Below are 17,322 nucleotides of genomic sequence, written 5' to 3' on the forward strand. Positions count from 1 at the left end.
GCCAATTCCACCAAACCCGACCACGTCGTGCCGACCAGGTGCCTGCTGATGTACCGCCAACATTCACGGCCACCGCACTGGGAAAAACCCGCCAGACCCGGCCAAGGCAGTGCCTGCAACCCAAGAAATGGTTCCCCCACCAGGATGTTCTAAACATCAACCGCAGGTGGGGGACCATGAAAATCGCCTTTGCAGTGGATCTCGAGCACGATCCCGACGTCGGGCACGCACCGCTCGGGACCCGGATCGATCCGATTCCCTTCTCCTCGCTCCCGGGCTCCGGCGACCCCGACCTGCCGAGTGCCCAACGTTCCTTCCCGGCCGCCGGAACCCCGGAGGCCCTGACCCTTGAACTTTGGTGGATCCAGGGGTGCTGTCCGGTCGTCACGATCGAGTCCACCGGAACCACGGCCCCGCCGCCCCCGGGGAAAATCACGCGCGGCGAGCTCGCCGAAACCATCGAATCCCTGCTCCAGGGAAGCGGGGCCGGAGGGATGGGGCTTCTGGATATCTTCCCCCGGCTCCCGCTCGCTGCACCGCATCTGGACGGAACGCAGCAGTCCAGTGGGGACGGTTCGCCGGACTGGGCCGGGCTTTTGGTGGATTCCCCCGCGCCGGGCGGGCCCGTCGTTTCCTTCAGCCGCATCGATTCCGCGAGCCATGAGTATCCCGCAATCCTTCGGCTCGGGCTGGAGGCCAACGTGAACCGGCTGTCCCAGGGGCTGCGCAGCTGGGCCGAGGGTCCCGCCGGTGGCGACGAGGCCGAATTCACCTTCTGGCAGGTGTCGGGAACCGCGCTGCTCCACCGAATCACCAGCACCTACGTCTCCGTCGGCACGCAGGTGCCGGCTCCCGGGACGGAATTCGATCTGGTCGGGCCGCTCGTCGGGCAACTGCGCCGGCTCCATGCCGATGCCACAACCGTCATCCCCGTGCTTCAACAAGCGCTGGCGCAGCAGCGGGAAGGGTCGCTCGAAGAGGAACGCGAGGCGGCGGAGCGGCAGCGGCGCGCCGAAGCCGAGGTGCGCATGGCCCGCGATGCGGCGCTGGCCCGGAAGGAAGAGCGGATCCACAAGCTTCGCGACCGCTTCGACCGGCAGAAGTCATACGCCTACGGTGCGGTCGGACTGGTCATCTCCGTCATTGCCCTGGTACCCACGATTGGGGCGCTGCACCCCGATTCCCTCGAAACGCCGTACGGCGGGCAGATTGCGTGGATCGCGGCGTCGCTGCCCCTGTTGCTGACGTTCGCGATCAGTTTCATCATCCTGATGCGCTCACGCGGCAACCTGACCGCCGAGCTTCTTCGGATCACCGCCGATCACCTCGAAACAAAACAGCTCGCGCCCCCAGCCGATCCGCGGCAGCCCGGTCCCATCCCCGCAACGCGAGCGGCCACCCACGAGCTCGGCTCCGCCGGCGGCCTTCATGCGGAGGCGGTCGTCCTGCCCGACGGCACCGCCGTGGTGCTCAAGGGCTCGCTGGCCCAGGCAAGGTCGCATTCAAGCGTTTCCGTGCGAACCAACGAATTCCGCAGGGAGCTGCTCTCCTCCGGGGTCCTCGTGGCCCGGCCGGGCACCGGTTACCTGGCCTTCGCCGAGGACCACGCCTTCGTGTCGCTCGCCGCTGCCACGCGGGCAATCCGCGCCAAGGCCGTCGGCGGTCCGGCGTGGGTGCGCGTTGGCCACCACGGTCGGCCGCCGGAAGGCCAAGCGTCCTGACGGCGATTCCATGCGCTGCTTTCGGTGCCGGCAGGCTTCACCGCGAATCCCGGGAACCCGGCCCCTGGGCGAAGCCCAACATCGACGCGCACCTGCGGACGCGGCAGCTTTGAAAACATGGCGTCCACTTGGATTTCTGTTAAATTTGCGGACTGGAAATGCGCCGGCACAGCGAAGGTGGCGTCTTCTCGACAGCACCATACCGGGGAAACCCGCTCGCCGTGGTCCATGATGCCGCAGGGCTGAGCACCGAGGACATGCAACAGTTTGCGAACTGGACCAACCTGTCCGAGACCACCTTCCAGCTCCCCCCTGAAGATCCCCGGGCCAACTAGCGGGTCCGGATCTTCACCGTCAAGGAAGAGTTGCCATTTGCCGGGCATCCGACACTGGGTTCGGCCAAGGCCTGGCTCGATGCCCGCGGCGCCGTGCCCGCAAAAGGGCTGGTTGTGCAGGAGTGCGCCGCAGGGCTGGTGCGGGTGCGTGTTGCCGAGGGGCGCATGGCGTTCGAGGCACCGCCATCGATCCGATACGAGGCCGTCACGGAAGAGCTCCTCGACCGTGTTGCCAAGGACCTGGAGATCCCGCGCGCAGACATCCTTGACTTTTCCTGGCTGGTCAACGGGCCCAGGTGGCTGGGCGTACGCCTTGGCCCAGCGGAGGCCGTGCTGGCGTTGCGTCCCGATCCCGAAAAATTGGACGACCTCGAAATCGGACTGATTGGTCCGCATGCGGCCGGTTCCGAGTCGCAATTCGAGGTGCGCGCGTTCTTTGGAGGGGAGGCGGCGTGGGAGGATCCCGCGACCGGACGCCTGAACGCGGGCTTTGCGCAATGGCTGCCGATACAGGCCTTGCTCCCCCGAACTATGTGGCCTCCCAGGGGCAGGTGCTCGGCCGCCGAGGCTTGATCCACCTCAACGTTGAAGGCGGTGCCATCTGGGTTGGCGGAAACGCCCGGGGCTGCATCGCTGGCACGATCGAGATCTAGAAGCCGGCAGGCGGATTCCCGGGGCACATGCGGCCTGACCACGATGAAGTGAATCCAGCATTCCTTGCTTCCGGATGCCGGCCGGCGGGTCCCTGATACACCCCCTGCGTTGCTCCCGCCCGGGCTTCAGAAAGCCTCGCCCCGAGGGCCACTGGAGTTCGTGTGCCCTCAGGTCCGCGGGTTCCGTTGGCGAACCCAAGGAAGCTTCCCGGTGCACTGTGTGGGTGCTGGCCAACCACGGCGCCTTCAACATCGACGCGACGACCGACCGGCATGAACCATCGATGCCGCCCGGCCTTCTCCGCCACAAACCGCACCCGGATCTTCGAGCATGCGGCGTCACGCCGTTGCGTCCCACAAAGATTCGCCCGGTGTTTCATGCCCACGCCCCAGAAGCAACAACCCTGGGCAACAATCCGACAACAAAATCGCAACTTTGAACTGACTTGCGATCAGGTCTATTGCGGAAAGCGCAAAGCTTGGCCTAGTGTGGCAGGATGCACGAACCCGCCAAGAGCCCATCCGCAATTGCCGAGCGCACCCGTGAGGCCATCCGCAACACCGGCCTGCCCCAGCGCGAAATATCGAAGCTGACCGGCTTCGAGGAGTCCAAGCTGTCCAAGTCCCTGCGTGGGACACGGAAATTCACCAGCGAGGAAATCGTGGCGCTGGCCACCGTCACCGGAGTGACGGCCAACTGGCTGATCACCGGTTCCGACTCGGCGCCGGCACCCTCTGCGGCACCCTCACCCGGGACACTTCCGGCCCGGCACCGGGAGGACGAAAAGCATGCCCAGCGCCGGCGCAGCATCATCAAACGTGCCTGGTGGCTGTTCGCCCAGCAGGGCTTTGCCGCGGTCCGCATGGCCGACATCGCCAAGGACGTTGGGATCAGTACGCCGACCGTGCACTACTACTTCCCGACCAAGCAGGCACTCTTCACCGAAACACTGCATTATTCGGTGAAGCTCGCCTACGACCGCCAGGTCGCCGAGCTTCAACCCATCTCCGATCCGGTGAGCCAGCTCAAGCGGCTGATCGAACTGCAGCTTCCACTGGGCCTGGAGGGCCGCGCCGAATGGTCGATCTGGCTGCAGACCTGGACCAAGCTGGCCGTCAACGAGGAGGGCCTGGACACCCACTCCGGCGGGTACCGGCGGTGGGTGACGACGGTGCGGGAAATCATCGCCAGTGGCCAGGCCACCGGGCACTTCGTGGAACACGATCCGTCCACGCTCACCGCCGAGCTGACCGCCATGTTTGACGGCATGGGCATCCAGGTGCTGACCGGGCAACTGACTTCGAGTCAGATGTTCGCAAATGTGTGCGGGTACATCGACAGAAACATCATCAAGAAACAAGGAGCCACACCATGAGCCGCAAAGTCATCGTCACCTGCGCCCTCACCGGGGCCGGGGACACCACCTCGCGCAGCGAACACGTCCCGGTCACCCCGGACCAGATCGCCGCCGACGCCATCGCCGCCGCCCGGGCCGGGGCCTCCGTGGTCCACATCCACGTCAGGGACATCGCCACCGGGCAGGGCTCGCGCGACGTGGCCCTGTACCGCGAGGTGGTCCGCCAGGTGGCGGCCTCCGACGTGGACCCGGTCATCAACCTAACCGCCGGCATGGGCGGGGACCTGTTCATCGACCCGTCGAACCCCACCGTGCACCTGCCCGGCACCGACCTGGTCTCCGGACTCGAGCGCCTGGCGCATGTGGAGGAACTTCGCCCGGAAATCTGCACCATCGACTGCGGTTCGCTGAACTTCGGCGAAGGCTCCCAGCTCTACGTCAGCACCCCCGACATGCTGCGCGAGGGCGCGGCGCGGATCCGCGAATTGGGGGTGAAGCCGGAAATGGAAATCTTCGACACCGGAAACCTCTGGTTTGCCAACGTCATGGTCGAGGAGGGACTCATCGCTCCCCCGCCGCTGTACCAGTTGTGCATGGGAATCCCCTATGGGGCCCCGGTCGACTCCGGCCTGCTCCAGGCCATGGTGAACATGCTGCCCGCCGGCGCCGAGTTCACCTCGTTCGCCATCGGCCGCAACCAGCTGCCCTGGGTCGCCCAATCGGTGCTGCTCGGCGGCCACGTCCGCGTCGGCCTCGAGGACAACCTCTACCTCTCGCGCGGGGTGAAGGCCACCAACGCGCAACTGACCGCGCGCGCCATCGACATCGTCGAGTCGATGGGCCACTTAGTGGCCACCCCCGACGAAGCCCGTGAAATCCTCAAGCTCGACAAGGCGGCCTAGCATGGAAAGCAACTACCCCGAATTCACCGACATCACCACCGTGGCCTGCGTCGGCGTGGGCACCATCGGCGGCGGCTGGGCCGCCTACTTCCTCTCCCGCGGGCTGGCCGTGCGCGCCTGGGACCCCTCGCCCGACGCGGAGGCGAAACTGCGCCGGCTCATCGACGCCGCCTGGCCGGCACTGACCGCGCTCGGCCTGGCCGGGAACGCGTCCAAGGACAATTTCACCGTCCACGCCGACCTGTCCGAGGCCCTGGAGGGCGTGGGGTTCATCCAGGAAAGCGCGCCCGAGGACCTCGCGCTGAAGCGGGACCTGCTGGCGCGCATCGCCGCGGCGGCCCCCGGGAACGTGGTCGTTGGTTCCTCCACCTCCGGCTACGGGATGACCGAAATGGCCGTCGACGCCGCCGACCCGTCCCGGCTGGTCGTTGGCCACCCGTTCAATCCTCCCTACCTGATCCCGCTGGTCGAGGTCGTTGGCGGCCGGGACACCGACGCGAGGGCCACCGCATGGGCCTCGGGCTGGTACGAGTTCATCGGCAAGTCCGTGATCACCATGGACCGCGAGGTTCCCGGATTCATTGCCAACCGGCTGCAGGAAGCCCTCTGGCGCGAGGCCCTGCACATGGTCGACAACGGCGAGGCAACCGTGGAACAGATCGACCTGGCCATCACCGACGGGCCGGGATTGCGCTGGCCGCTGCAGGGCCCCATGCTGACCTTCCACCTTGCCGGGGGCGAGGGCGGGATGGCCCACATGCTCGACCACTTCGGCCCGTCGCTGAAGTCCCCCTGGACCCGGCTCGAGGCCCCGGAACTGACGGACAAGCTCCGCCGGGACGTGATCGACGGCTGCGACGACGAGGCCGCCGGGCGCACCATCGCCGAGCTGGTCGCCGCCCGCGATGCGGCGATCATTGCCGTGCGCCAGGCGATCGATGGCATCGGGAATCCGGGCCGGGTGCGCAACACATGAGCCTGCCCCCATACCGCTGCGCCGTGAAGCCCGAGTGGATCGACTACAACGGGCACATGTCCGAGGCCTACTACGTGTTGGCCTTCGGGGACGCGACCACCGCCGCCATGGACGCGCTGGGCATGGACGAGTCCTACCGCCGCTCCAGCGCCCGTTCGCTGTACACGGTCGAAGCGCATGTGCGCTACCTGCGGGAGGCCTCCCTCGACGAGGAGCTCGACATCACCACCGTCATCGTTGCATCGGGGCCAAAGAAGCTGCACCTGGCCCACGAAATGCGCCGAGGGGCCGAACTTATTGCTACGGAAGAAGTGCTGGGCCTGCACGTGGACCAGGGAACCGGTGGAACGGTTCCCTTCCCGGCCGACATCCTGGGGAGCATTGCCGGACACCCGCATGGGACCCCGGATTGGAGTGGCCGGTCCATCACCGCCTGAATCCTTCGCGCCCTTCACGAGAATCGAGTACGCCTTGAATTCCGCTACATCACCATTTGAACGAATGCCGGGCTCCGGGCCCGCGCCAAGCCGCCGAGCGCTTCTGGGCGGTGGAGTGGCCCTGGGACTGGGCTTGCTGCTCACCGCTTGCGGTTCGCCCGAAGCCTCTGTGCTGGAAGCCCCCGCCGGGGAACCGCTGAGGGGAGGATCGCTGCGGGTGGGCCTGGCCGGCGGCGGGGCCGCGGACACGCTTGATCCCCACTCCCCCGTCAGCACCACCGACATCGCCCGCGTGGTGAACCTGTACGAATCGCTGCTGTACCGGGATGAGGATTTCGCGCTCAAGCCCCTGCTGGCCCTTAGCGCCATCCCGGATGCCACGGCCAGGGTGTGGACCGTCGCGTTGCGGCCCGGGGTGAACTTCCATGACGGCCGGCCCCTCACCGCCACCGACGTGGCCGCCACCTTTGCCCGGGTCACCAACCCCGAGGATCCCAAGAGCGGGGCCGCGGCCCTCTCGATCCTCGACGAGGTCAAGGTGATCGACGACCTGACCGTCGAGTTCAGGCTCAACACGCCCACCGCCACGTTCGACGATTCGCTCGGACAGTACGCCCTGGGCATCGTCCCGGCGGACTTCGATGTGGCCCACCCCGTTGGCACCGGACCATTCAAGGCCGACAGCTTCGATCCCGGGCTCCGCTCGGTGTTCATCCGCAACGACGGCTACTGGCGCGACCACCAGCCGTACCTGGACGAACTGGTCATCCTGAATTTCTCGGACGACGACGCAATGCTCAATGCCCTGCTCTCCAGCCAGGTCGATGCAATCGGCCAGATCCCGCTGGCCTTGCTGGAAGTCATCGCCGCCGACCCTCGCATCAGCATCCTGAATTCCGAGACCGGGGCCTGGCTTCCGTTCACGATGCGCATCGACAAGGCCCCCTTTGACGACGTCCGGGTGCGCCAGGCCTTCCGCCTGGCGGTGGACCGGCAACAAATGATCGAACAGGTGTTGAGCGGCAACGGGGCCCTGGGCAACGACCTCTACGCACCATTCGATCCCGGCTACGCCGGCAACCTGCCCCAACGCACCCAGGACATCGGCCGGGCCAAGGAACTGCTTGCCGAGGCCGGCTACCCCGACGGACTGGATATCGAATTGGTGACGGCACCGATCCAGGCCGGTGCCGTGGAAGCGGCCCAGGTGTTCGCCCAGCAAGCCAAGGCGGCAGGGATCCGGGTGAAGATCCGCAGGGTGGACACCACCACCTTCTTCGGCGACGACTACCTCTCGTGGACCTTCGCCCAGGACTTCTGGTACACGCGCAATTTCCTGCCCCAGGTCAACAGCAGTTCGCTGCCCACCAGTCCGTTCAACGAAACGCATTGGGACGACCCGGAATTCCTGCAGCTTGTCGAGGCCGCCACCACCGAGGTCGATGAAACCAAGCGCAATGCACTGATCACCCAGGCACAGGAGATCGAATACGAGCGCGGCGGATACATCATCTGGGGCCACCCCAACCAGGCAGACGCCTACCAGAAATACGTGGCTGGGTTGATTCCGAACAAGACCGGCCTGGCACTGTCCGGCTTCGAGTTCCGCCGCGCATGGATCGGAGTTACCAAGTGATCACCCGAATGATAGCCAAACGGCTGCTGGTCAGCCTGATCATCCTCTTCATCGTTTCCCTGCTGGTGTTTGTGGCAACGCTGCTGCTGCCCGGCGACCCCGCCCAGGCCATCCTGGGCCAGCAGGCCACCCCCGAACGGCTGGCCGCGCTACGCGAGCAAATGCACCTCAACGACCCGGTCTTCGTCAGGTACTTTACCTGGCTCGGCGGCCTGTTCACCGGAAACCTCGGATATTCGGCGGCCACCGGCGGCCCGGTCACCGCACTGCTGGCCGACCGCATCCAATCCTCGCTGGTACTGATGGGCCTGGCCGCACTGATTTCCATTCCGGTGGGCATCATCGTGGGCACCTTCTCCGCCCTGAAGCGCGGGCGCGCCTTCGATAACGCCAGCACCGGCATTTCACTGGTGCTGGCCTCGTTGCCCGAGTTCGTGATCGGCATCGGGCTGGTTGCGTTGTTCTCAACCTCCGTGTTCAAGATCCTTCCCTCGGTGACCATGGCACCGCCCGGCGAGGCGGTGTGGAACTATCCGGTGCAGCTGGTCCTGCCCACCATCACCCTCGCCCTGGTGGTGACCCCGTACATCGTCCGGATGATGCGCGCCACCATGCTTGAGGTCCTGGATTCCGGGTTTGTGGAAATGGCACGCCTCAAGGGGGTGCCCGAGCGCCAGGTGGTCCTGCGGCACGCGGTGCCGCACGCCTTGGCCCCGGTCGCCCAGGTCATCGCGATCCAGCTGGCCTGGATGGCCGGCGGCGTGGTCGTGATCGAATTCCTCTTCCGGTACCCCGGCATCGGCCAGGCCCTGGTGGATGCGGTCGCCAACCGCGACGTACAGGTGGTGCAGGCGCTGTCCATCCTGATCGCCGCAGCCTACATCGTGGTAAACCTGCTGGCCGATTTGGTGGGAATCTTCACGAATCCGAAACTACGCACGGAGAAAGCCGCATGAGCACCGTCGATGATGCAGTTGAACAGGGCGTTGCCGTCTCCCGCCCGCCGCGGCTCCTGGCGCGAATGATGCGCCAGCGGCAGGCCAAGGTCGGCATGGTCCTGACCCTGGCCGTGCTGCTGGTCGCCCTGGCCGGCCCGCTGCTGCTGCCCTGGCTGACCGGGCACACCAGCACCGAGTTCACGGGGCGCCCGTTCACGGACACCGGCGTGTTCGGCACCGACAACCTGGGCCGGGATGTGCTCTCGCGCTTCCTCGACGGAGGGTTGCGACTGATCATCTATGCGGCGCTCGCGACCGCGCTGGGCATGGTCGTCGGGGTTGCTGTGGGCATGACCGCTGCCTATTCCCGCGGCCGGGTCGATGCACTGGTCATGCGCGGCAACGACGTGCTGCTGGCCCTGCCGCAGCTGGTCTTCGCACTGCTGGCCATCACCGTCCTCGGCCCGCAGGGCTGGGTGCTCGTGGTGGTCATCGGGATCACCCACGCCCCGCGCATTGCCCGGGTCACCCGTTCGGCCACCGCGTCGGTGATCACCGAGGACTACATCCGTGCCAGTGAAATGTACGCGGTGCCGAAGTGGAAGATCCTGCTCACCGAGGTCCTGCCCAACATCACCGGTCCGCTGATGGTCGAACTCGGGTTGCGCATGACCTACTCGATCGGCTTTGTCGCCGCGCTGTCCTTCCTGGGACTGGGCATGCAACCACCCACCGCCGACTGGGGGCTGATGATCAACGAAAGCAGAATCGCACTTGTGGTCCAGCCCTGGGGCGTGCTCCTTCCGGTTGCGGCCATCGCAGTGTTGACCGTGGGAACCAACCTCCTGACCGACTCGCTCGCGCGGGCCTCGGCCAACATGAATGCGGGGAAATGAGCATGAGCACCAACACCATGGAAACCCAGGTCACCACCAGTGCACTGTGCGCCACCGACCTGCGGGTGGAAACCGATGCCGGGGTGGAAATCCTGCACGGGGTCAGCTTCACCCTCCAGCCCGGGCGCATCCTGGCCCTGGTCGGTGAATCCGGCTCGGGCAAGACCACCGCGGGGCTCGCGTGCATGGGGCATTTCCGGCAGGGGCTGGCCAAGGGCACCGGGACGGTGTCCCTGGGAGGCGGGGAAGCGGGAAACATCCTGGATTTGCCGGATCACCAATTGCGGCGCCTGCGCGGCAAGACCATCTCCTATGTGCCCCAGGACCCGGCCCTGTCGCTGAACCCGTCCATGCGCATCGGCGAGCAGATTGCCGAGACCCTGCGCGTGCACCAAATCGGTGCCACCGATTCCGAACACCGGCTGCGGGTTGCCGAAGTCCTGGCCGAGGTTGGGCTGCCCAACGACCGTGCCTATCAGCGTCGCTATCCCCACCAGCTTTCGGGCGGGCAACAGCAGCGCGTGGGCATCGCCATGGCATTCGCCTGCCGCCCGTCGGTGATTGTGCTCGACGAGCCGACCACCGGCCTGGACGTCACAACCCAGGCCGTGGTGCTGCAAACAATCGACGAGCTGGCCGAACGGCACCAGGTTGCGGGGCTTTACATCACCCACGATTTGGCCGTGGTGGCGCAGATCGCCGACGAGGTCGCCGTCATGCTCTCGGGCGACATCGTGGAGCACGGGGCCACCGACCAGGTGCTGTATTCTCCGCGGCACGGCTACACCCGCAGGCTTCTTGCCGCGGTTCCCGACCTAGCCGGCAAGCGCCGCGTGGGCCAGGTGGAGGCAATCACCGGTGAACAGCCGCTGGTCGTCCCCGGCCCGCACGGTGTCCCGGACACCACCGGCTCCACGGCCCTCGTTGATGACGCCAAGCCCTTATCCGGCACCGGGCACCGGGCCACGCCCGCTGCGGCCGATCCGCACCCGCTGCTGCGCGTGCGCGACCTGTCACACTCATACGGGGAACACCAGGTCCTGGACGGCATCGGATTCCAGCTGCTCGAGGGCGAGTCAATGATGCTGCTGGGCGAGTCGGGGTCGGGCAAGACCACGCTCTCACGCTGCGTGGCGGGACTCAACGACGCATACACCGGCTCGATAGAGCTCTTCGGCGAGGAACTGGCCACCGGCACGCGGGCACGTTCCTCCGAGGACCGGCGCCGCATACAGTACGTCTTCCAGTCGCCGTTCTCCTCGTTGAACCCGCGCCGGACGATTGCCGAATCCGTGGGCGTCCCGTTGCAGATGTCCGGAATCGGCGACAAGCGCAAGCGCCGCGCCCTGGTTCGCGAGGCCCTGGACCAGGTCAAGCTCGGCGAACGCTTCATGGAACGCCGCCCCGGGGACCTCAGCGGCGGTGAACGCCAGCGTGCTGCGATTGCCCGCGCGCTGGTCAACGCCCCCTCGCTGCTGGTTTGCGACGAAATCACCAGCGCCCTGGATGTCTCGGTGCAGGCCTCGATACTGGATCTGTTGCGCACGCTGCAGACCGACCACAACATGTCGATGCTCTTTGTCACGCACAACATTGCCCTGGCCCGGCACATTTCCCAGCGTCTGGCGGTCCTGCAAAAGGGCAAGATCGTGGACATCGGAACCACCGACGAGGTCCTGGACAACCCGCAGCACCATTACACGCAGGAATTGCTGGCCAACGTCCCGACGTTCAAGTAAGGAACACCATGAATGCACCATGCGAAAAGCCGTTTGCCGGCCACAATGACGGGTTGCCCCAAGCCGGGTTCGAGATGCTGTCAGGGGTCTTCGAACGGCACTTGGCGGCCGCGGACGGTGGAATGGCACTGTGCGTGTACCGCGAAGGCCAGCCCCTGGCCCGCTTCTACGGAGGCACCACCGTCAGGGACGGAGATTCCCCCGCCGCAGGCACCGGGGTGTCGCGCCCGTGGACGGAATCAACGATGGCTGTCTTGTTTTCCGGGACCAAGGGCCTGATGGCCACCATTGCCGCGATCCTGGTTGACCGCAGCCTGCTGGACCCGGACGCCACCGTGGCCTCCTACTGGCCTGAATTCGCGGCTTCGGGCAAGCAGGATGCGACGGTGGCCCACGTTCTCAGCCACACCGTCGGCCTGGTCTACGTCGACCCGGACCCGGGGCTGCACCTGAGATACGACAACCGTGCCGTGGCCGCGGTCTTGGCAGCTCAGTCCCCCTTGTGGGAACCGGGCACCAAGGTCGCCTATCACGCGCTGACCTACGGATACCTGGTGGCGGAGCTGTTCTTCCGGATCACGGGAAAGACCCCGGGGCAGCTCGTTCGCGAACTGCTCGCCGAACCCCTCGGGCTGGACCTGCATCTGGGGCTCCCCGAATTCCTGGACGAGCGGCTGGCAACCATTTTTCGCTCGAAGGACTATGCGATTTCCACGTTCCTCCAGGACCCGGAGCGGCGGAAGATCGTGGACCGGATGTATGCCGGCTCCCTCACCGGTGACGGGGACCCGTTCAATTCGCCGGAGATGAGACGCGCGGAGATGGCAGCCGGCGGCGGCATCGGCACCGCCGATGCGATGGCATCCCTCTATTCGCAACTGGCCGCGCCGCTTTCACCGCTGGTTTCCGCCCGGGGGCTGCACTCCTCCACGGCGACCTGGTCCGAGGGCGTGGACGCGGTCAACGACCGGCCCCTGCGCTTCGGGCTTGGCTTCGAGTTGGCCGATCCCTTGGGGACCTACGGTCCGGTCACCCCGGCCTTCGGCCATTCCGGAGCCGGAGGCGGGTTGCACGGAGCATGGACCGGAAAGAACATCGGCTTCTCGTTCTTGACCAATGAAATGCTTGCAGAGGATCAGGACCGCCGGGCCAAGGACCTGCTGGGGGCCCTGGCCCGCACCATTTGATCCATCGAGGACTGCATCCCTCCTGCCATGGCCCGAGTGGGAGCGGCGGCCGGGCGGAACCGGCCCCGCGGCCAGGATCACCGCTGTTCTAGACGGTGGCCGCTTCGGCGCGTCGAGCCGATACGGCCGCGTCGATCTCCATCTCGATCAGCTCCGCGTTGACCTGGGCTCCCACACGCAGCCCGTCGGCGGCAGCCATGACTACTTGCGCCATGGGCTCCCGCAGGTTGCCCGCCACCCACAATCCCGGAACAGCTGTCTTGCCAAGTTCGTCCGTGGCCACAAAGGTGCCGATGCCCGATGGGTGCGCAGTGGCCTGCAGCCCCAACGCAGCAAGTCCAGGGAGCTCAACCCCGAAACGGGGCATGATGACGAGGGCATCGACCGCCTGCTCGCTTCCGTCCCGGAAGAGCAGATGGGTCAGGCGTGTGCCATCGCCGCGCACCGCGTTGATTTCCCGCGGCACGATTTCGATGCCGCGTGCTTCCAGCCGTTCCAGCTCCGCCGCATCAAAAACACGGTCCGGTGTGGTGAACAAGGTGACCCGATCGCTCAATTGCCTGAACATCAGGGACTGGTGGACTGCAAAGGAACTGTCGAGAACCGCTATGTCCCGGTCCCTGACCTCCCAGCCGTGGCAATAGGGGCAGTGCAGCGCGTTCTTGCCCCAGTACTCGGCAAGGCCCTCGACCTCGGGCAGCGTATCCCTGATCCCGGCGGCCAGTATCAATCGCCTTGCCGAAACTTCCCGCCCACCGTCAAGGGTGATGGTGAATCCCGCGTCGTCGCGCCCGAAACCCAGGGCGCGGCCGTTACGGAACTCGGTGCCGTACGGCTCAAGTTCCGCTCGTCCCAGCCGGAGCAATTCGAGCGGCGGCACACCATCGCGTGTAAGGAAGTTGTGTACGCCCTCGGCAGGGGCGTTTCGCGGTTCGCCCGCATCGATGACCACGACCTTGCGACGTGAACGTCCCAGTGCCTGCGCGGCGCTCAGGCCCGCCGCTCCCCCTCCGATGATTGCGGCATCGTATTCCGGTTGCATCGTGTCCATGGTTCAATCTCCTTGGTCCTGCCGCACGGCTGGTTCCGTGTGCACATTCAACGATGCCTCCGGCCTCCGCAAAAGTGCAACCTTTTTTGCTGGTATGGCAAAATGGGAGCATGGAACAGGACGTCGAACGCACGCTGGCCCAGGTTGGTTCCCGCCTGCGCGGCTTGCGACTGAACAACAAGGCCACCTTGCAGGAGCTCTCGGATGAAACCGGGATCTCGGTGAGCACACTCTCGCGGCTGGAATCTGGCCAACGCCGGCCGACGCTGGAACAGCTTCTTCCACTGGCACGCGCGCACGGAGTGCCCCTGGACGATCTGGTTGGCGCTCCGGCCACCGGGGATCCGCGCATCCACATCAAGCCGATCACCCAACACGGCATGACCATCCTGCCGTTGAGCCGCGGGTCGGGAGGCGGACTGCAGGCCTTCAAGCACCTGATCCCCGCCGGCAAGCCGGTGGCCAACCCCGAACTGCAGACCCACGAGGGCTACGAATGGTTCTATGTCCTCAAGGGCAAGCTTCGGCTGCGGCTGGCAGAGCACGATTTGATCCTGCCCGCCGGCGAGGCCGCAGAATTCGACACGCGCACCCCGCACTGGTTTGGACGAGCGGACAACAAAGCGGTGGAGTTCCTCAGCCTCTTCGGATCACAGGGAGAGCGCATGCATGTGCGCGCCCGGCCCGCCAAAAAGACTGCAGTGACTTCCTAAGGTGCCTGGACACCGATGTCTACGCAGATTGCTGCAGCACGCATCTAGACGGAAATAACCTGGGGAATCGCACCCCGCGAGACAATCCAACCCGCTAGTGTTGTCTCAAACCGGCTAGTTGCCTCCAGCACTCTTCGCGGCTCCCCCCCACAGGGTCCGTCACCCGCAGGTATCCCCTGGACTCCAGAAATTTCGATAGCTTGAACCATCAGGAAGGCGGACATGATGAGCGGAACCGAGCGACGGAGACAACTCGGCAACAACGACGCTCCTGTTGAAGAAGAAATCGAGGAGTCTTTCAACCGAATCGTCGAAGAAGGCGCCCAACGGCTGGCAAGAACTTGGACCACGATGTTGGTCACCGGGGCGTTTGGCGGCATGGAAGTGGGCCTGGGCGTCATGGCCTATCTGGCTGTGCTGCACGAGACCGACAACCACCTGCTGGCGGGACTTGCCTTCGGCATCGGGCTTGTTGCCCTGCTTCTTGCCAAGAGCGAGCTTTTCACCGAGGGTTTTCTGGTGCCGATCGCCGCGGTAGCGGCCAAGGAGGCCAGCCTAAGCCAGCTTGCCAAGCTGTGGGGCGGAACATTGCTGATGAACCTCGTCGGGGGCTGGGCCTTCATGTGGCTCGTGGTGCAGGCGTTCCCGCAATGGAAACCCGAACTGGAAACCGCCGCCAGGCATTTCGTGGAGGCCGGGTTCAACTGGCAGTCGGTCTGCCTGGCGGTGCTTGGCGGCAGCACCATTACGCTGATGACACGCATGCAACAAGGCACCGACTCGGATGTGGCAAAAATGGTGGTGTCCGTTGCCTGTGGTTTCCTGCTTGCCGGGCTGCAGTTGTTCCATTCCATCCTGGATTCATTGCTGATTTTCGGCGCCATCCATGCCGGGGTCCACGTGAGCTACCTGGATTGGCTGGGCTGGTTCGGCTACACGCTTCTGTTCAACGTTCTTGGCGGGCTGCTGCTGGTCACCTCGCTGCGATTGCTGCGAAACAAGGAGCTGATTCTCGAGCGCCGGGAGAACGCCCCCGAGGATCCGGATGCGGCACGGTGAGAGGGTCAATGGTGTCGCACCTTCGCGACGTGTAAAAAGGTTCACGAGACAGCTACTTCGGCTGGCCGAATGCCGATCCTTTTCCCGGAACCACGTCCCACGCTTTGTCCGCCGTCCAAAGCGAGCCCATGCTGCCCACCTGGACATCACCAGTTGTGCCTTGCCCAACCGCTTCTTGAGCAATGGGCCGGAGCCATCGTGGCCAACGATCCACCAAGGATCGGATCCTTCGCCGAGCCGTAATGAAGTATGCTCGCTCCCCGGAGCGGGTAAACGAGCATGGGTACGACGCGTCCGTCGAATCCGAAAATCGGCCCCGCCCCCAGACGGACTGCGCGGTGTTCGAGACAAGGGTCTATGGCGACGTGGCAGTGGTGCTGGCCCACTGCGCCTACAGGGGTAGCTGGCACGGATCGTCATTCGTTGCCGATGAGTGGGTGACCGAAATTTTCATTCACCGGACGACCGGTGGCTTTGCGCCTATTCGACGCTGCTCCCGAACTACGCCGCGGCGGCACCTTCATCCGGCGCGGCAGGGTTCCACAGGGCAAATCCCCCGCGTCGCCCCGGATTGCGCCCGCTCACCACGGGCGGTGCAAAGCAAGGGCGCCAGCCTCCCGTTGCGGGAAGCTGGCGCCCTTGGGCCGAAACGGTTGGGGTGGGACTTAGAAGTCCCAGTCCTCGTCTTCGGTGTTCACGGCCTTGCCGATCACGTAGGAGGATCCGGATCCGGAGAAGAAGTCGTGGTTCTCATCCGCATTCGGGCTCAGTGCCGAAAGGATCGCCGGGTTCACATCGGTGACCGATGCCGGGAACATGGCTTCGTAGCCCAGGTTCATCAGCGCCTTGTTGGCGTTGTAGTGCAGGAACTTCTTGACGTCCTCGGCCAGACCGACACCGTCGTAGAGATCATGCGTGTACTGGACCTCGTTCTCGTAGAGCTCGAAGAGCAGCTCGAAGGTGTAGTCCTTCAGCTCCTGCTTGCGCTCCTCGGTCACTCCCTCGAGCTCGAGGCCCTTCTGGAACTTGTAGCCGATGTAGTAGCCGTGCACGGCCTCGTCGCGGATGATCAGGCGGATCAAATCTGCGGTGTTGGTCAGCTTGGCCCGCGAGGACCAGTACATCGGCAGGTAGAAGCCGGAGTAGAAGAGGAACGACTCGAGCAGCGTCGAGGCGATCTTGCGCTTGAGCGGATCCTCGCCGTAGTAGTAGCCCTCGATGATCTGGGCCTTCTTCTGCAGGTTCTCGTTCTCGGTCGACCAGCGGAATGCCTCGTCGATTTCCTTGGTGGAGGCCAGGGTCGAGAAGATCGAGGAGTAGCTCTTGGCGTGCACCGATTCCATGAAGGCAATGTTGGTGTACACGGCTTCCTCGTGCGGGGTCAGCGCGTCCGGGATCAGCGAGACCGCGCCGACGGTGCCCTGCAGGGTGTCCAACAGCGTCAAGCCGGTGAAAACGCGCATGGTCAGCAGCTTCTCGGCCTCGGTCAACGTTGCCCACGACTGGACATCGTTGGACAGCGGGATCTTCTCCGGCAGCCAGAAGTTGTTGACCAAGCGGTTCCAAACCTCGACGTCCTTGTCATCCTGGATGCGGTTCCAGTTGATCGCTTCGACGTGGCTGGCCAGCTTTAGCTTCTCAGTCATTTCCGTCCCTCTTCATACTAAAGTTTTTGGGTTTTGCGGGTGCGCGTACGACGGCGGGTGGTTACCCGCCGTCGT

At 65.2% G+C, this 17,322-nt stretch carries 15 protein-coding genes and 1 pseudogene; 14 read left to right on the forward strand and 2 right to left on the reverse strand.

The annotated features are described in order from the left end of the window. The first annotated feature begins 176 nt into the window (after positions 1-176). The 12 genes and pseudogenes from J2T21_RS09105 (at position 177) to J2T21_RS09160 (ending at position 12,778) form a co-directional block, all read left to right on the forward strand. Positions 177-1,721: a hypothetical protein gene (locus tag J2T21_RS09105; RefSeq protein ID WP_307580645.1), complete on the forward strand. Its 1,545-nt coding sequence runs from the start codon at positions 177-179 to the stop codon at positions 1,719-1,721. Positions 1,722-1,879: 158 nt separating this feature from the next. Continuing rightward, a pseudogene (locus J2T21_RS09110) lies at positions 1,880-2,629 on the forward strand (PhzF family phenazine biosynthesis protein). A gap of 304 nt (positions 2,630-2,933) precedes the next feature. Continuing rightward, positions 2,934-3,149 (forward strand): hypothetical protein, encoded by a 216-nt coding sequence (locus J2T21_RS09115; RefSeq protein WP_307580647.1) that lies wholly within the window; start codon positions 2,934-2,936, stop codon positions 3,147-3,149. A gap of 57 nt (positions 3,150-3,206) precedes the next feature. Beyond that, positions 3,207-4,085 carry a TetR family transcriptional regulator C-terminal domain-containing protein gene (locus tag J2T21_RS09120; RefSeq protein ID WP_307580649.1) on the forward strand — a complete coding sequence of 293 codons (879 nt, stop codon included), beginning with the start codon at positions 3,207-3,209 and terminating at the stop codon, positions 4,083-4,085. After that, positions 4,082-4,969, forward strand: a complete 888-nt coding sequence (locus tag J2T21_RS09125; RefSeq protein WP_307580651.1) for a 3-keto-5-aminohexanoate cleavage protein — start codon at positions 4,082-4,084, stop codon at positions 4,967-4,969. The genes J2T21_RS09120 and J2T21_RS09125 overlap by 4 nt, the downstream gene beginning before the upstream one ends. A 1-nt stretch (position 4,970) precedes the next feature. Then, a complete protein-coding gene (locus tag J2T21_RS09130; RefSeq protein ID WP_307580653.1) occupies positions 4,971-5,945 on the forward strand; it encodes a 3-hydroxyacyl-CoA dehydrogenase NAD-binding domain-containing protein in 975 nt (324 codons plus the stop codon). Next, complete coding sequence (locus J2T21_RS09135; RefSeq protein ID WP_307580655.1) at positions 5,942-6,382, forward strand: thioesterase family protein; 441 nt, start codon at positions 5,942-5,944, stop codon at positions 6,380-6,382. The genes J2T21_RS09130 and J2T21_RS09135 overlap by 4 nt, the downstream gene beginning before the upstream one ends. Positions 6,383-6,497: 115 nt before the next feature. Next, on the forward strand, positions 6,498-8,018 hold the full coding sequence (locus J2T21_RS09140; protein WP_444939667.1) for an ABC transporter substrate-binding protein: 1,521 nt from the start codon (positions 6,498-6,500) through the stop codon (positions 8,016-8,018). Between the two features lie 8 nt (positions 8,019-8,026). After that, positions 8,027-8,974, forward strand: a complete 948-nt coding sequence (locus tag J2T21_RS09145) for an ABC transporter permease (protein ID WP_373457911.1) — start codon at positions 8,027-8,029, stop codon at positions 8,972-8,974. Continuing rightward, entirely contained in the window at positions 8,971-9,852 is an 882-nt protein-coding gene (locus J2T21_RS09150) for an ABC transporter permease (protein WP_307580659.1), read from the forward strand. Before J2T21_RS09145 ends, J2T21_RS09150 begins: the two co-directional genes overlap by 4 nt. Positions 9,853-9,854: 2 nt before the next feature. Next, entirely contained in the window at positions 9,855-11,591 is a 1,737-nt protein-coding gene (locus J2T21_RS09155) for an ABC transporter ATP-binding protein (RefSeq protein WP_307580661.1), read from the forward strand. Positions 11,592-11,599: 8 nt separating this feature from the next. Next, positions 11,600-12,778 (forward strand): serine hydrolase domain-containing protein, encoded by a 1,179-nt coding sequence (locus J2T21_RS09160; RefSeq protein ID WP_307580663.1) that lies wholly within the window; start codon positions 11,600-11,602, stop codon positions 12,776-12,778. An 88-nt stretch (positions 12,779-12,866) separates the two neighbouring features. On the opposite strand, the gene J2T21_RS09165 is transcribed toward J2T21_RS09160, so the two are convergent. Then, positions 12,867-13,829 (reverse strand): NAD(P)/FAD-dependent oxidoreductase, encoded by a 963-nt coding sequence (locus J2T21_RS09165; RefSeq protein ID WP_307580665.1) that lies wholly within the window; start codon positions 13,827-13,829, stop codon positions 12,867-12,869. A 110-nt stretch (positions 13,830-13,939) separates the two neighbouring features. Here J2T21_RS09165 and J2T21_RS09170 point away from each other — a divergent pair, with 110 nt between their 5' ends. Together J2T21_RS09170 and J2T21_RS09175 are read left to right on the forward strand one after the other, a co-directional pair. Further along, positions 13,940-14,542 (forward strand): helix-turn-helix domain-containing protein, encoded by a 603-nt coding sequence (locus J2T21_RS09170; RefSeq protein WP_307580667.1) that lies wholly within the window; start codon positions 13,940-13,942, stop codon positions 14,540-14,542. A 222-nt stretch (positions 14,543-14,764) separates the two neighbouring features. Beyond that, on the forward strand, positions 14,765-15,601 hold the full coding sequence (locus J2T21_RS09175; protein WP_307580669.1) for a formate/nitrite transporter family protein: 837 nt from the start codon (positions 14,765-14,767) through the stop codon (positions 15,599-15,601). Positions 15,602-16,266: 665 nt separating this feature from the next. On the opposite strand, the gene nrdF is transcribed toward J2T21_RS09175, so the two are convergent. After that, complete coding sequence (nrdF, locus tag J2T21_RS09180; protein WP_307580671.1) at positions 16,267-17,247, reverse strand: class 1b ribonucleoside-diphosphate reductase subunit beta; 981 nt, start codon at positions 17,245-17,247, stop codon at positions 16,267-16,269. Positions 17,248-17,322 lie beyond the last annotated feature (75 nt).

Origin of the sequence: Paeniglutamicibacter psychrophenolicus (genome assembly GCF_030812255.1) — a bacterium.
GTDB lineage: Bacteria > Actinomycetota > Actinomycetes > Actinomycetales > Micrococcaceae > Paeniglutamicibacter > Paeniglutamicibacter psychrophenolicus_A.